A 15,016-nucleotide genomic window follows, 5' to 3' on the forward strand; every position below is an offset into this window, starting at 1 on the left:
CCTTGTGAATTTGCAATGTGCGCGGCTGGGAAAATGCTATTGTGCCTGCATTCCCGACAAGGTTGTCGAATTGGAGCGTCAGCACATGCCGCAGCAAACACCGAAAAAAATTCTTGTCCTGAGCGTGTCGGCCGGCGCCGGCCACATGCGGGCGGCGCAAGCCATCGAGGCCCATGCCGCCCTGGCGCAGGACGCCGTCGCCAGCCATCTCGACGTGATGGATTTTGTGACGCCCGCATTCCGCAAGCTGTACACGGATTTTTACATCAAGCTGGTCAACAAGGCTCCCGCGCTGTGGGGCTATCTCTACCACGCCACCAATGGCGCGCCCAAGGACAGCTCGATGCAGCGCCTGCGCCGTGGAGTCGAGCGCCTCAACACGCGCGCGCTGATGGCGCAGATCGCCGCCTTCGAACCCGACGCCATCATCTGCACGCATTTCCTGCCCGCCGAGCTGCTGTCGCGCGCGCTGCGCCAGGGGCAACTGGCCTGCCCCGTGTGGGTGCAGGTCACCGATTTCGACTTGCACCGCATGTGGGTGCACGAGCAGATGCAGGGCTATTTCGCCGCCAACGACGAGGTGGCGTTCCGCATGCGCCATGAAGGCATCCCCGCCGACCGCATTCACGTGACGGGCATCCCCATCATGCCCGCGTTCGCGCAGGCGCACGACCGCGCGCAGTGCGCGCAGGCGTTCGGGCTCGCCCCGCGGCGCATGACGATTTTGCTGATGGGCGGCGGGGCGGGACTGGGCAGCCTCGATACCATCGCTGCGCGCCTGCTGGCGCTGCCGGGCGACTTCCAGCTGATCGTACTGGCGGGGAAAAACGCCGCCGCGCTGGCGGCGCTGCAAGCACTGGCCGGTCGCTATCCGGGCCGCCTGCTGGCGCAAGGCTTTACCAGCGAAGTCGAGCGCCTGATGGCGTGCGCCGACCTGGTCATCACCAAGCCGGGCGGGCTGACCACCTCGGAATGCCTGGCCCTGGGCTTGCCCATGATCGTCAATTCGCCGATTCCCGGCCAGGAGGAACGCAACGCCGACTACCTGCTGGAGCAGGGCGTGGCCCTGAAGGCATTCGATGCCGTCACCCTCGAATACCGCATGCGCCTGTTGCTCGATCATCCCGAGCAGTTGCAAGCGATGCGCGCGAAAGCGCTGGCCCTGGGCCGTCCGCGTGCCGCCATCGACGTGCTGGCGCAGGTGCTGGCGCCGGAGCCGGAGCCGGCGTGACGGGCGCTGTGGCAAAACCCTGGCAGGTCGCCCTGACGCTGGCCTGGGTAGCCCTGTTGGGACTGTTTTTTGCGCAGGTGGAAATCCAGATCGAGGGGCCGGCCGGCTGGGCCGCGAACCTGCCCACCTGGCGCATCGAAAGCCATTGGCTGCTCGATATCTTCTGGGGCGGCCGGCCGATGACGGGCTACCATGCCTGGGTGTTTCCCTTCATTGCCCTGTTCTTCCATTTTCCCATGCTCTTCCTGGCGCAATGGTCGCTGCGCCTCGAGTGCCGCGCCATTGGCTGCATCATGCTGTTCTGGATCATCGAGGATTATCTGTGGTTCGTGCTCAATCCCGCTTATGGCGTGGCGCACTTCAATCCGGCCCACATCGCCTGGCACAAGCACTGGCTGTGGTGGGCGCCGACCGACTACTGGGTATCGCTGCTGCTGGCCGGCGTGCTGCTGTGGTTTTCATACAAAAGGAAGTCATGACCTTATCGCCCTTGCCGCATCTTTTGGTGCTATTTCTGGCCCTGGCGGCCGGTTCCGCCGGCGCGCAGGCGCCCGCAGCGCCCGAGCGCAATGCCGAATGGGCGACGCCGCTGCCGCAGGTGTCCAACCTGCACCAGGTCACCCCGGTCCTGTACCGCAGCGCAAAGCTCGACAGCGCCGACGTGGCCCAGTTGCAGACGCTGGGCGTGAAGACGGTGATCAGCCTGCGCTCCTTCCACTCCGACACGCAGGTGCTCGATGGCAGCGGCATCCGTGCCGTCCGCATTCCCATCAATACCTGGGCCATCCGCGACAAGCATGTGATCGAAACCATGCGCAGCATCCGCAGGGCCGAGCAGGCCGGCCCCGTCCTGCTGCATTGCCTGCACGGCGCCGACCGCACGGGCCTGATGGCCGCCATGTACCGCATGCTGTACCAGGGCTGGCCGCGCGAGAAGGCGATCAACGAGTTGAAGAACGGCGGTTACGGCTATCACGCCGTGTGGAAAAATATCGAAAGCTACCTCAAGCGCGTGAATGTCGACGAGATACGCGCGCGCATCGAGGCGCCACAACCCTGATACCCCGCCGGCGCGCCACTTCAGGCATGATTGCGATTCCAATCACGTTTTCCCGGAATCCGCATGGAACACCACAGCTTCCTCATCAACATACTGTTTTACCTGGTCGCCGCCATCATCATGGTGCCGCTGGCCAAGCGCCTGGGCATGGGCGCCGTGCTGGGCTATCTGGTGGCCGGCGTCGTCATCGGCCCGTGGGGCCTGGGACTGATCAAGAATGTCGAGGTGATCCTCAGCTTTTCCGAATTCGGCGTGGTGCTGCTGCTGTTTTTGATCGGCCTGGAACTGGAGCCGAAGCGCCTGTGGCTGCTGCGCCGTCCCATCTTCGGCTGGGGCGGGGCGCAGGTGGGCGTCGTCAGTGCGGGGCTGTGCGCGGCAGCCATGGCCTTCGGCGTGGACTGGCGCACGGCGCTCGTGGGCGCGCTGGGCCTGTCGCTGTCGTCGACGGCCATCGTGCTGGCCACCCTGGGCGAACGCAAGCTGATGAGCACGCCGGCCGGTTCCGCCGGTTTTTCGATTTTGCTGTTCCAGGATATCGCCGCCATTCCCATGATCGCGCTGGTGCCGCTGCTGGGCGGCCTGGTCACGCATGGCGCAGAACCGGGCTGGTTGCGCGTGGTCAAACTGGCCGCCGTGCTCGCTGCCCTGGTGATCGGCGGGCGCTTCCTGGTCAATCCCATCCTGCGCTTTATCGCCAGGATGGACTTGCGCGAAATCTTCACGGCGTTTGCCCTGCTGCTGGTGATCGCCATCTGCGTACTGATGGAATCGGTGGGCCTGTCGATGGCCTTGGGCACGTTTGTCGCCGGCGTGCTGCTGGCCGATTCCGAATACCGCCATGAGCTCATTTCCGACCTGGAACCGTTCAAGGGGCTGCTGCTGGGGCTGTTCTTCATCGCCGTCGGCATGTCCGTCGATTTCGGCGTGTTGCGCGCCCAGCCGCTGCTGATCCTGGCGCTGGTGGCGGGCTTGCTGGCGGTGAAAATCGCCTTGTTGTATGTGCTGTCGAAGTTCTTCGACATTCCCCGCGGCCAGCAGCTGTTCTTTGCGCTGCTGCTGTCGCAGGGTGGCGAGTTCGCCTTCGTCGTCTTCGCCACGGCCGTGGCCGCGCACGTGTTCTCGCCGGAGACGGGGGCACTGCTGGTGGTCGTCGTTACCGTATCGATGGTGGCCACGCCTTTGCTGCTGTTGTTGCACGACAAATTTGTCGCGCCGCGCCTGCAGGGTGAGAAAAAGCGGCGTCCCGACGACCATATCGAGGCGCAGGACAATCCTATCGTCATTGCCGGCTTCGGCCGCTTTGGCCAGATCATCGGCCGCCTGCTGGCGGCCAACAAGATCGGCGTGACGGTGCTCGATCACGACCCGGACCAGATCGAGCTGCTGCGCAAGTTCGGCTTCAAGGTGTTTTATGGCGACGCCACCCGCGTCGATCTGCTGGTGGCGGCCGGCATCGAGAACGCCAGGGCGCTGGTGATCGCCATCGACAACGTGGACGACAGCCTGGCCCTGGTCGACGCCGTGCGCCTGCGCCTGCCCCAGTTGACGATACTGGCGCGCGCGCGCAACGTCACGCACTACTATGAATTGATGAAGCGGGGCGTGACCCTGATCGAGCGCGAGACGTTTGCCGCGGCGCTGCTGCTGGGCGAGCAGACCTTGCGCCAGGTGGGCTTCAGCGCGGAGCGGGCGCAGCGCGCGGCCGGCATCTTTGGCCGGCATAACCTGAAAACTTTGCTGGAAGTGGCGCCGCACTTCCAGGACCAGCAAAAAGTCATGTCGCTCACGCGCCAGGCGCGCGAGGAGCTGGAAGACATGTTCGAGAGCGATGCGGCGGCGTTTGCGGCCGAAAACGTTGCAGAATCGGGGTCAGACCCTCGGCACCGCTAACGCAGAGGCTAGCGTTAACGTGCGCGAAGGGCTGCCCCCAGCCTTTGCTTTGGGCTTACTTCCCCCGCTTCGCTTCAATCGCCTCGATCTGGTCCATGATGCCGTTCATGCGCGCCACCAGCGCCTGGTACGGTTTCGGCGAGGCCAGGTCGACGCCGGCCGCCTTCACCAGGTCGTAGGGGTAGGCCGAGCCGCCGGAACTGAGCATCTTCAGGTAGGCGGCCAGGGCGCCCGGTTCCTTGTCGAGGATGCGCTGCGCGAAATCCTGCGCCGCCGCGATCGAGGTGGCGTACTGGAACACATAGTAGCCGTGATAGAAATGCGGCACATACGCCCACTCCAGCGCGTAGGCGGGATCGATGGTCATGACGCCCTGCGCTTCGCCATGGTAGCGCTTGAGGATATCGGCATAGATGGCCGTGATCTCTTCGCCCGTCAGCGATGCTCCCTTGTCCACCTTGCCATGGATGGCGGCCTCGAATTCGGCGAACATGGCCTGCCGGAAGAAGGTGCCGCGCAGGTTTTCCAGCGCCGCGCCCAGGTACAGCAGGCGCTCGTCGTCATCCTTGGCCTGCTTCAGGCGCGCGTCAAGCAGCAGCGCCTCGTTCGTCGTCGAGGCGATTTCCGCCACAAAGATACTGTACGGCGCGTAGATCGACGGCTGCGCCCGGTTGGCCAGCACCGAGTGCATGGCGTGGCCCCATTCGTGCGTCAGGGTGCTGACGGCTTCGTAATTGTCCGTGTAATTGAGCAGCACGAACGGGTGCACGTCGTACGCGTCGCCATTCATGTAGGCGCCCGCCACCTTGCGCGGGCGCGGATACACATCCATCCAGCGCGCGTTCACGGCGCCAGTGAGCGCTTTCACATAGTCTGCGCCCAGCGGCGCGACGGAAGCTAGCATCATTTGCTTGCCTTCGGCCAGCGGGAAGCTGCGCTCGCTTTTCAGCAACGGCGCATACACGTCGTAATACGCCAGGTCCTTCACGCCCAGCATGCGCGCGCGCAGCTTGAAGTAGCGGTGCAGGGTGGGCAGGTTGGCGTTGGTCTGGGCGATCAGGGTCTGGTAGACGGCCGGCGGCAAATTGTCGGCGTCGAGCGCGGCGCTTTGCGAATCGGCGTAATGGCGCACCTTCGCATATGCGGCGTCCGTTTTCAACTGGCCATACAGGGTTTCGCCGAACGTGCGCTCGTACTCTTTCCACTTGCCGAAGAAGGCGTCGAACACCAGCTTGCGGTCCGCGCGGTTGTCGTCGCCCCGGTATTTGGTATATGCCGCCTGGTCGAGGCGCACTTCCTTGCCATCCGACAGTTTGACCGTCGGCCACGGGATTTCCGCGTTGGCCAGGGTGCGGTAGACGCTGGCGGCCGAACTTGTTGCCAGGCCGAACTGCGCCACCAGCTGTTCGCCGGCCGCGTCCAGCGTATGCGGCGCGCTGCGCAACATATTGCTCAATTGGAAACGATATAACTGCAAGCCTTTGTCTTTCGCCAGCATGGCATCGATGCGCTTGCTGCCAAGGGCGAGGATCTCCGGCTGCAGGAAGGTGCTGGCCTGGCTGAATTCATTGCCCAGCAGGGCAGCGCGCTGGTTCAGCTGGTTGCCCTTGCTGTCGCCCGTATCCTGGTCGTAGTACTGCGCCGCATAGGTGGTGAGCGTATTGACGCGCTTGCGTGCGTCGGCATACAGGTCCAGGCAGCTTTTCAGGCGGGCCGGCGAGGCTTTCAACTGCCCCTTGCAGGCAGCCAGTTGCTGCAGCTGGGCCGACAGCCGTTTCGCATCGGCATCGAAGGCGGCATCGCTGGCATACAGCGCCGTCAAATCCCAGCGGTCGGCCTGGCGGTCGGTGGACGCGGGGGCCGGAGCAGGAGCGGCATAGGCGGTGGCGAGGCCGAGGGCCAGCAGGGAGAACAGCAGGGGGCGCTTGAGCGCGGATGGCGTCATGGTTCATTCCAGTGAGGTTGTCGGAAGAATGCGTGCTGACCGCCGGGCAGGAATGCGCGCGTGACACACCGCGTACCGGCAGAGCTGACTACGGTACCTCAAATGGGCGCAGGGGGAAAGAGGGGGGATGCCGCCACCTGGGCGGTGGCGGCGAAACAACATGGGCTGAGAACAGCGGATTACAGCGCTTGCAGAGGGATGGTGCCGAACGTGGTCGGCGTCGAGCATGGTTCTTCGTCAAAGGCGATGTCGCCCATGGGGTTGGCCACGCCGTCCGCCTTCAAGTCCTTGAAACCGAACAGTTTCGGGTCCATCAGATGCGACGGCGCCACATTCGACAGCGACGAGAAGATGCTTTCCACGCGGCCCGGGAATTTCTTGTCCCATTCGCGCATCAGGCCCTTGATCTGCTTGCGCTGCAGGTTTTCCTGCGAACCGCACAGGTCGCAAGGGATGATGGGGAAGCCCTTGACTTCCGCATAGCGCTGCGTGTCCTCTTCCTTCACGTAGGCCATCGGGCGGATGACGATGTGCTTGCCGTCGTCCGATTGCAGTTTGGCGGGCATGCCTTTCAATTTTCCGCCGAAGAACATATTCAGGAAAAAAGTTTCCAGAATATCATCGCGGTGGTGGCCCAAGGCGATCTTGTTGGCGCCCAGTTCGTCGGCCACGCGGTACAGGATGCCGCGGCGCAGGCGCGAGCACAGCGAGCAAGTCGTCTTGCCTTCCGGGATCAGGCGCTTGACGATGCTGTAGGTATCCTGGTTTTCGATATGGAAGGCGACGCCCAGTTCCGTCAGGTAGGCGGGCAGGATTTCCGGCGGGAAATTCGGCTGCTTCTGATCCAGGTTGACGGCGACGATGTCGAAATGAATCGGCGCGCGTTCGCGCAAGGTCATCAGGATGTCCAGCAAGGCATAGCTGTCCTTGCCGCCCGACAGGCACACCATCACCTTGTCGCCGTCTTCGATCATATTGAAGTCGCCGATGGCTTGACCCACCAGGCGGCACAGGCGCTTGTGCAGCTTGTTGTTCTCCAGGGCGATCTTTTCCGCTTTCTTGCGCGCCAGTTTCTGCGCTTCCACATTGGCCGGGAATTCCACGGCCGTCGTCGTCGTTTCCAGCACGGCGGTGTTGCTCATATTGTTCATGCTTCATCCTTGATCTTGAATACTTCCACGCCCACGCCTTCGCAGTCGGGATACACGTCCGGTTTCATGCTCGATACGCGCGCGGCGCGCACGCGCGGGTGGGCCAGCATGGCTTCCAGCACGTCGTCGACCAGGCTTTCCTGCAGCTGCACGTGGCCTTGGGCCATGCGCTTGGCGATGGTTTCGCGCATGAAGTCGTAGTCGACCACTTCTTCCAGCTGGTCATCCTTGGGCGTCGACAGGGCCAGGGGAATGTACAGGTCGACGTTGATGAGGACGCGCTGCTCGCCCTTTTTTTCGAAGTCGTAGACGCCGATGTTGATGAGGACTTCGTAATTGCGCAGGAACAGGCGGCGGCAATCGGCCAGGCGAGGGTGGGACAGGGCGGACGACATAGTTTTACCTTTTCGGGAATGCTGAATGCGGGTTGTTTGGCAGGGCTGCTGATTATTTGGTCAAAAACATGACGTCGCGCGGCAAGCCGATCAAATGCTGGCCGCCATCGACCAGCAGGGTCGTGCCCGTCAGCGCGCGCGCGCCGGCCACGTAACAGACGCTGTCGGCCACATCCTCGGGCGTGCTGGAACGGCCCAGCGGCGTGTTTTCATGCGCCTTGGCAAAGTTCGCTGCCGTCTGCTCGCCGGAGACCATGGTGATGCCGGGGGCGATGCCCACCACGCGCACTTTCGGTGCCAGCGCCTGGGCCAGCATGGTGGTCGCCGACAGCAGCGCCGCCTTGGACAGGGTGTACGACAAAAAATCAGGATTGAGATTGTACAGTTTTTGGTCCAGCAAGTTGATGACCACGGCTTGCCCGCCGCTCGGGGTGGCCTGGTACAGCGCTTGCGCCAGCAGGATGGGGGCGGCCAGGTTGGCGTGCATGTGGGCGTCGAGCGCGGCGACGGAAAAATTGCCCGCATTGTCGTATTCAAACAACGATGCGTTGTTGACTACGCAAGTTATCGTTCCCAGTGCCGCCTGTGCCTGCGGCAGCAGCTGGCGCACGGCGTCTTCCTGCGCCAGGTCGCAGGGAAAGGCTTGTGCGCGGCGGCCCAGCGCCGTGATTTCTGTCACCAGGCTGAGCGCTTCATCGCGCGAGTCGCGGTAGTGGACGGCGACGTCCCAGCCGTCGCGCGCCAGGCCCAGCGCGATGGCGCGCCCGATGCGGCGCGCCGCGCCCGTGACGAGGGCGACGCGGGGTGTGCTGTCGAATGGCGTTGTCATTGCTTCTGTCATGTCTTTGCTATGGTTGAGATATTCGGTCGATGCCACACTGGCGGCATGCGCCGTCGATTCGCTACAATGCGGGAATGTCCCTACCCGCACCCGATAGCGACGCGCTGGCCGCGTCCCATGCCTTGCAGCACCTGATTGCCGCCGAAATCGCGCGCAATGATGGCGCCATTCCCTTTGTCCGCTTCATGGAACTGGCGCTGTATGCGCCTGACCTCGGCTATTACAGCGGCGGCGCCGCCAAGCTGGGCAAAGATGGCGATTTTACAACCGCGCCCGAGATTTCGCCCCTGTTCGGCGCCACGCTGGCCCATGTGGCAGCCGCTATTATGGCGCAAACGGCCCCGCGCATCCTCGAATTCGGCGCCGGCACGGGCAAGCTGGCCGTTGACATCCTGACGGAAGCGGCGAATGCCGGCATTCATATAGAACAGTATGCAATCGTCGAATTGTCCGGCGAGTTGCGCGCCCGCCAGGAGCTGGCGCTGGCCGCCTTTCCGCAGGTGGTGTGGCTCGACGGTTTTCCCGACAGTTTCGAAGGCGCCGTGTTCGGCAATGAAGTGCTCGACGCCATGCCCGTCAACCTGATCAGCAAGACGCCCGATGGCTGGTGCGAGCTCGACGTCAGCATTGCCGACGGCCAGTTCGTCTTCGTCGAGCGCCCCGCGGGCGAAGAGGTCGCGGCGCAGATCGCCGCCCAGGTGCCGGACGCCGATGACTTGCCTGTCGGCTATGTCAGCGAGATCCACGGCGTGGCCTGCGGCTTCATGCGCTCGCTGGCGCGCATGTTGACCAATGGCAAGGGCGGCGCCGCCGTGCTGTTCGACTACGGTTTTCCCGGTCACGAGTACTACCTGGGCCAGCGCGCCACGGGCACGCTGATGTGCCATTACCGCCACCATGCCCATGCGGAGCCATTTTATTTGCCGGGTTTGCAGGACATTACCGCGCACGTCGATTTCACTGCCATGGCGGTGGCGGCGCAGGATGCGGGACTCGATGTGCTCGCCTATATGAACCAGGCTTCCTTCCTGCTGGGCGCCGGCATCGGCGACTTGCTGCTGCGCACCGATCCCGCGCAGGCTCGGGATTACCTGCCGCAGGCGAGCGCCGTGCAAAAGCTGCTGTCGCCGGCCGAGATGGGCGAGCTGTTCAAGGTGCTGGTGGTGGGACACCGCGTGGAGTTGCCGGAAACCTTGTTGTCGGGTGACCGCAGCCACCGCTTGTAATATCAAGGCAGGGCGCTATTGCCCTGCAATTTCCTGTCCGCCGGTGGTTATTATCTTGTCATATCGTATATGATGACCGACACAGCACGGTTCCATCCTGCAAGAACCCGTCGCCGCGCACCGATTTCAAGATAGAACGATGGGAAAGATACATACACACTATGACAACCTGAAAGTGGCGCGCCTGGCGCCGCAGGAAGTCATACGTGCCGCGTACAAGGCCCTCAGCCAGAAATATCATCCCGACAAGAATCCCGGTGACGAAAAGGCGGCCCGCATCATGGCCATCCTCAACAGCGCGTATGGCACCCTGTCCGACCCGCAGCGGCGCCGCGAGCACGACGAGTGGATCGCGGCCGAGGAATGGGAAATCGAATGGCTGGAAAGCACCCATCACGAAGAAGGCAAATCCAAGGATGGCCGTCACCATGCGCCTCAGCATGAGCACACGTGGGCGCAGGATGTGCCCCCTGCGGCTGGCAAGGCGCGGCGCGGCCCGCAACCGATCTGGCGCAACTGGCGCTGGTGGTTGAGTCTGCTTGTCTGTCTGCTGCTGGGCTGGTTGGGCGCCTTGCTGATGCTCGATACCTCGCAACCGATGCCGGCCGCGCTGGCGTCGGCATGGAGCGGACTGGCCCACGATGGCGCCAGGGCGCCCGCGGAGACGGCAGCGCCGGGCGCGAGCGCCACGGCACCGCCAAAGAACGAGGCGGTGGCCATCGATAGCTGGGCGGTGGGCAAGCCGTATGCGGCCGAGCCCGCGCAGCCCAAGATACCCGAGATCCGCGTGCAGGCTGTTTCCCAGTTGAACCTGAAGCCCAGCCGTCCCGTTTGCGATGGCGTGGGACAGGCCGAGCCTGCGGGGCTGGTGGCGCCGAATGGCGAGCCATGGCCGGCGCAGTCCGGCTATGTGGATGGATTCCCGATCAGTAACAAAGGCGATGAACTGGCTTTGACCATCGACAACAGCGGCAATGCGTCGCCGATGTTCGTCAAGCTGTATGACACGGAGCGGCGTTCGAATGTGCGCTACCTCTATATCTTGGCGAACGACAGGCTGACGGTGGAGCAGCTCAGCGCGGGCAAGTACGAGGTGCGCTACCAGGCTGTCGGGCCTGGCCAGGACAGTTGCGACGGCAAGACGCGCAGTAGTGCCCCGGCGCATCCTCCCGGCCCGGCCTCCGCCGAGGGAGGCACGCAGAATCCTGTTGTAAGCGGCATCTAATCTGATTATGCTTGATATGCGTCAAACGGCTTTCATCTCGAATCTATCCATTAGGAGTATCCATGACCGACCTCAAAGCCGATGCAGACGATAATTGGCTGCTCGACGAGGATGAGCCGGTGGCGAGTCCTGCCGGGTTGGCCGCACCGGACCAGCGCCTGTGGCGTGTCCTGATAGTCGATGATGACGTTGATGTCCATGCGGTAACGCGGCTGGCGTTGCGCAATGTCAGCTTCAAGGGGCGCGAACTGGAACTGTTTTCCGCCTACAGCGGTCGCGAGGCATACGAGATCCTGCGCGACACGCCCGATATCGCGCTGGTGCTGCTCGACGTGGTGATGGAAACGGATGATGCGGGCCTGATCCTCGCCAAGCGCATTCGCGCCGACCTGAACAACTCCATCGTGCGCGTCGTGCTGCGCACGGGCCAGCCGGGCCAGGCGCCCGAGCAGCGCGTCATCATCGAATACGATATCAACGATTACAAGGCGAAAACGGAACTGACGACGCAGAAGCTGTTCACCACCGTTATTTCAGCCCTGCGTGCCTACGAGAGCCTGATGATGCTCGAGCGCAGCCGCATCGGCCTGGGCAAGATTCTTGCCGGCGCCACCAATCTGTACCAGATCCATTCCCTGCGCGAATTCGCTTCCGGCGTGCTGAACCAGGTCAGCGCCATCCTCGACGTGGGCGCCGATGGCGTGCTGTGCCTGATGCAGGGCGGCGCCGGGCGGCCCGAGGTGGTCGCCGCCACGGGCACCTACGCCATGCTGGCCGAGTCGGAAGCCATGCCGGCCGACCATGCGCTCACGCCCACCATCGACAAGGCCTTCGCCGAGAAGCGCAGCCAGTTCGAGCATCCGGCCAACGTGCTGTTCATCCATACGGAAGGCAACCGCGAGCTGGCCATCTCCGTCACGCCCCCGTGGCCGCTGGCGCAGATCCAGCGCGATCTGCTGGAAGTGTTTTGCCAGCGCATCGCCGCCGCCTTCGATAACCTGTACATGTTCGGCCAGCTGCGCAAGGCGCAGGAAGCGACGGTGGTGGCGCTGGCCGACCTGGCCGAGTTCCGCGACAGCGACACGGGCGGCCATGTGCGGCGCGTGCAGCAATTGTCCGACGCCATTGCCCGCCGCATGCAGCAGCGCGGCGTGTATGCGGACGAGCTCACGCCGCAGCTGCTCGACATGATCGGCCTGGCCAGCATCCTGCACGACGTGGGCAAGGTAGCCACGCCGGACGCCGTGCTGCTCAAGCCGGGCCGGCATACGGACGAGGAGCGCGTGCAGATGCAGTTGCACGCCAGCGTAGGGCGCACCATTCTCGAACGGGCCGCCAACATGGTCGACGGCGTCAGCTACCTCACGTATGGCGCGCAGATCGCCGGCGGCCACCATGAGCATTTCGACGGCGCCGGCTATCCGAACGGCCTGACAGGGCGCGACATTCCTATGTCCGCGCGCATCGTTGCCGTGGTGGACGTCTTCGACGCCTTGCTGCATGAACGGCCGTACAAGGAGCCCTGGCCATATCCGCAGGTGCGCGAATACATCGAACAGCGCAGCGGCAGCCAGTTCGACCCGGAAGTCGTGGCCGCGCTGCTCGACCTGATCGACCACGAACCGCAACTGTGGCATCCGGAGCACGCCACCGCTTGAGTTGCCGGCTTCGTTGCCAGTTTCCGGCGCCGCGCCATTCCCTTGCGCGCGGCGCCGTCATATACTCGGCAGCCTCATGCAGGCTGGCGCCATGCACCAGTGTGGTGCGCCGCTGAGTTTTCGGACATCACGACATGAAAGAACTCAAGGGCCTCAGCGCACTGATCATCGAGCCGCATCCGGGCATGCGCGCCAGCCTGCACAATATGCTCAACCTGTGTGGCCTGGCGAAGATTGATGATGCGGCCAGCTCCGGTCAGGCGATCCGCATGCTGGGCAGCAAATCGTATGACCTGATCCTGTGCGAATACGACCTCGAAGGGGGGCAGGATGGCCAGCAGATGCTGGAAGACTTGCGCCACCACAAGTTGATGCATGCCTCGACCATGTTCTTCATGGTCACGGGCGAGGGCAGCTTTGCCAAGGTGGTCAGCGCCGTTGAGCTGTTGCCTACCGATTACATCTTGAAACCCTTTACGGCTGACAACATGCTTGAGCGCATAGGCCGTGCGCTGGACAAGCGCAACGCCTTCGTGCCCGTGTATGAGCTGATCGACGTGGGCAATGAGCGCGCGGCGATTGCCGCCTGCGCCGAGGGCGCCAGCCTGTACCCCCGCTATGCCACCGATTTCATGCGCCTGCGCGCGGAATTGCATCTGCTGCTCGGTGAAGCGGCTGACGCCGAACCGATCTATGCGGCGCTGTACGAGGCCAAGGCCATCGGCTGGGCGCGCCTGGGCCAGGCCAAGACGCAGTTCCTGCTGGGCGAGTATGAGGCGGCGCAGGGCATGCTGGAAGGGCTGCTGGAAAACAACAAGCGCTTTCTGGATGCCTATGACTGGCTGGCCCGTACGCATCTGGCGCAAGGCAGGCCGGAACTGGCGCAGGCGGCCCTGAGCGAAGCGGTGGCCCTGTCGCCGCACGCCGTACGCCGTTTGCGCCGCCTGGGCGAGGCAGCGCTGGCGGCCGACGATATCGGGATGGCGGAAAAATCCCTCAAGTTGGTGGTCAGCAAGGCCAAGTACTCCGAATTCCGCGATCCGGAAGACCATGTGCGCCTGGTGCAGACCCTGGTGCGCAAGGGGGACCCCTTGCAGGCGGGCGCCGTGATCCGCGACCTCGACAAGTCGATGGGCGGACAAAGGAATGCGGAACTGTGTAGCGCCCTGTGCAGCGTCATGCTGCATGCGCATACGGGCAATAAGGAACGCCTGGAGCAATCGCTGGACGCGGCCCTGGCCGCCAACCGGCACAGTGTGGGCGCGTCGAATGTGCTGAAGACGGAGCTGGCGCGCCATTGTCTGTCGCATGGGCGCGAGGATGGTGCGGCCGAGGTGATGCGCGAAGTCATGCGCAATGCGCCAGACAGCGCCGCCATGACGCGCGCCATGGCCGTGTTCGAGCAGGCGGGGCGCGATGAGCTGGCCAAGGCGCTGGCGCGGCAAAGCCGGCAGGAGGTGGCCGACATGGTGGCGGCCGGCGCGGCCAGGGCGGGTGAAGGCGACTTCCGCGGCGCCGTCGAGTTGATGGGCGAAGCCGTCACGCGCCTGCCCGACAATCCGCAAGTGGTGTTCAATGCGGCCGTGGCCGTGTTGAAATGCATCGAGCATGAGGGTTGGGACGAACGCATGGGGCAGCAGGCGCTGATTTTTATTGCAGGCGTGCGCCGCCTGGACCCGCGCAACCCCAAATTGCCGGTACTTTCTGGCTTGCATCAGCAGTTATTGCGTAAATACAAGCCTCACGGCGCATCCTGGATGCATCCGTCCGACGCCTGAGAATGGGGGAAATACGGCGCGCCTGACGGAAAAATGCGGCTTGCAAGCAGGGGGAATAAAAAAAATGCGAAAAAAGACGACTTTTTCGCGCCAACCCTTGCACATTCTCAAATCGGAAGCTTATAATCACGCCCCGAAGCAGCCAACTTCTTCTTTATAAGCAAATGCAGCAGTCAGGCATCAGTAAATAAGGTTGACAGTTGTGAGTAGATGCTTCATACTCTGCGGTTCCCGCGGAGGGGTGGCCGAGTGGTTAAAGGCGACAGACTGTAAATCTGTTCTCTATGAGTACGCTGGTTCGAATCCAGCCCCCTCCACCAAGTTTTTGCAAGGAAAACTGGGTAGTAGCAAGTAAGTGAAGATAAAGTGAACGATACCTCGCGGGTGTAGCTCAATGGTAGAGCAGAAGCCTTCCAAGCTTACGACGAGGGTTCGATTCCCTTCACCCGCTCCAGTTTCCGTTCAGATGCTTGATGCATCGCATGCAACAAATTACAGCCCTTGTAGCTCAGTGGTAGAGCACTCCCTTGGTAAGGGAGAGGCCACGTGTTCGATCCACGTCAAGGGCACCAGAATTCGCAGCAGGCAGCACAGAAGCAATTCAAACCAGACCGTC

At 63.2% G+C, this 15,016-nt stretch carries 12 protein-coding genes and 3 tRNA genes; 11 read left to right on the plus strand and 4 right to left on the minus strand.

Annotated features, from left to right (window positions below; genetic code table 11):
• Window positions 1–85 precede the first annotated feature (85 nt).
• From BXA07_RS01915 to kefC, 4 genes are all read left to right on the plus strand, one after another.
• A complete protein-coding gene (locus tag BXA07_RS01915) occupies window positions 86–1,231 on the plus strand; it encodes an MGDG synthase family glycosyltransferase (RefSeq protein WP_076565117.1) in 1,146 nt (381 codons plus the stop codon).
• The gene (locus tag BXA07_RS01920; RefSeq protein ID WP_076565120.1) at window positions 1,228–1,710 is read left to right on the plus strand and encodes a hypothetical protein; all 483 of its coding nucleotides are present in this window, start codon (window positions 1,228–1,230) and stop codon (window positions 1,708–1,710) included. The genes BXA07_RS01915 and BXA07_RS01920 overlap by 4 nt, the downstream gene beginning before the upstream one ends.
• A complete protein-coding gene (locus BXA07_RS01925) occupies window positions 1,707–2,291 on the plus strand; it encodes a dual specificity protein phosphatase family protein (protein WP_076565122.1) in 585 nt (194 codons plus the stop codon). The genes BXA07_RS01920 and BXA07_RS01925 overlap by 4 nt, the downstream gene beginning before the upstream one ends.
• A 63-nt stretch (window positions 2,292–2,354) precedes the next feature.
• Window positions 2,355–4,181, plus strand: coding sequence for a glutathione-regulated potassium-efflux system protein KefC (kefC, locus tag BXA07_RS01930; RefSeq protein WP_076565125.1), 1,827 nt, complete (start codon window positions 2,355–2,357; stop codon window positions 4,179–4,181).
• 55 nt (window positions 4,182–4,236) lie between these two features.
• Here kefC and pepF read toward each other — a convergent pair whose 3' ends face one another.
• From pepF to BXA07_RS01950, 4 genes are all read right to left on the minus strand, one after another.
• Window positions 4,237–6,126 (minus strand): oligoendopeptidase F, encoded by a 1,890-nt coding sequence (gene pepF, locus BXA07_RS01935; protein ID WP_076565126.1) that lies wholly within the window; start codon window positions 6,124–6,126, stop codon window positions 4,237–4,239.
• Window positions 6,127–6,305: 179 nt separating this feature from the next.
• On the minus strand, window positions 6,306–7,277 hold the full coding sequence (ttcA, locus tag BXA07_RS01940; RefSeq protein ID WP_083707993.1) for a tRNA 2-thiocytidine(32) synthetase TtcA: 972 nt from the start codon (window positions 7,275–7,277) through the stop codon (window positions 6,306–6,308).
• Entirely contained in the window at window positions 7,274–7,672 is a 399-nt protein-coding gene (locus BXA07_RS01945; RefSeq protein ID WP_076565127.1) for a dihydroneopterin aldolase, read from the minus strand. Before BXA07_RS01945 ends, ttcA begins: the two co-directional genes overlap by 4 nt.
• 52 nt (window positions 7,673–7,724) lie before the next feature.
• Window positions 7,725–8,501, minus strand: a complete 777-nt coding sequence (locus BXA07_RS01950; RefSeq protein WP_076565128.1) for an SDR family oxidoreductase — start codon at window positions 8,499–8,501, stop codon at window positions 7,725–7,727.
• Window positions 8,502–8,587: 86 nt separating this feature from the next.
• Between BXA07_RS01950 and BXA07_RS01955 the strand changes: the two genes are divergently transcribed.
• The 7 genes from BXA07_RS01955 (at window position 8,588) to BXA07_RS01985 (ending at window position 14,972) form a co-directional block, all read left to right on the plus strand.
• Window positions 8,588–9,739, plus strand: coding sequence for a class I SAM-dependent methyltransferase (locus BXA07_RS01955; protein WP_076565129.1), 1,152 nt, complete (start codon window positions 8,588–8,590; stop codon window positions 9,737–9,739).
• A gap of 139 nt (window positions 9,740–9,878) precedes the next feature.
• Window positions 9,879–10,964 carry a J domain-containing protein gene (locus BXA07_RS01960; protein ID WP_076565130.1) on the plus strand — a complete coding sequence of 362 codons (1,086 nt, stop codon included), beginning with the start codon at window positions 9,879–9,881 and terminating at the stop codon, window positions 10,962–10,964.
• Window positions 10,965–11,026: 62 nt separating this feature from the next.
• Window positions 11,027–12,622, plus strand: coding sequence for a DUF3369 domain-containing protein (locus tag BXA07_RS01965; protein ID WP_076565131.1), 1,596 nt, complete (start codon window positions 11,027–11,029; stop codon window positions 12,620–12,622).
• Between the two features lie 134 nt (window positions 12,623–12,756).
• Entirely contained in the window at window positions 12,757–14,400 is a 1,644-nt protein-coding gene (locus BXA07_RS01970; protein WP_076565132.1) for a tetratricopeptide repeat-containing response regulator, read from the plus strand.
• 235 nt (window positions 14,401–14,635) lie between these two features.
• A tRNA-Tyr gene (locus BXA07_RS01975) sits at window positions 14,636–14,720 on the plus strand.
• A 60-nt stretch (window positions 14,721–14,780) separates the two neighbouring features.
• Window positions 14,781–14,854, plus strand: a tRNA-Gly gene (locus BXA07_RS01980).
• A gap of 43 nt (window positions 14,855–14,897) precedes the next feature.
• Window positions 14,898–14,972, plus strand: a tRNA-Thr gene (locus BXA07_RS01985).
• Window positions 14,973–15,016 lie beyond the last annotated feature (44 nt).

It is taken from the genome of Janthinobacterium sp. TND4EL3, from assembly GCF_900156175.1.
In the GTDB taxonomy this organism is placed as follows: Bacteria; Pseudomonadota; Gammaproteobacteria; order Burkholderiales; family Burkholderiaceae_D; genus Janthinobacterium.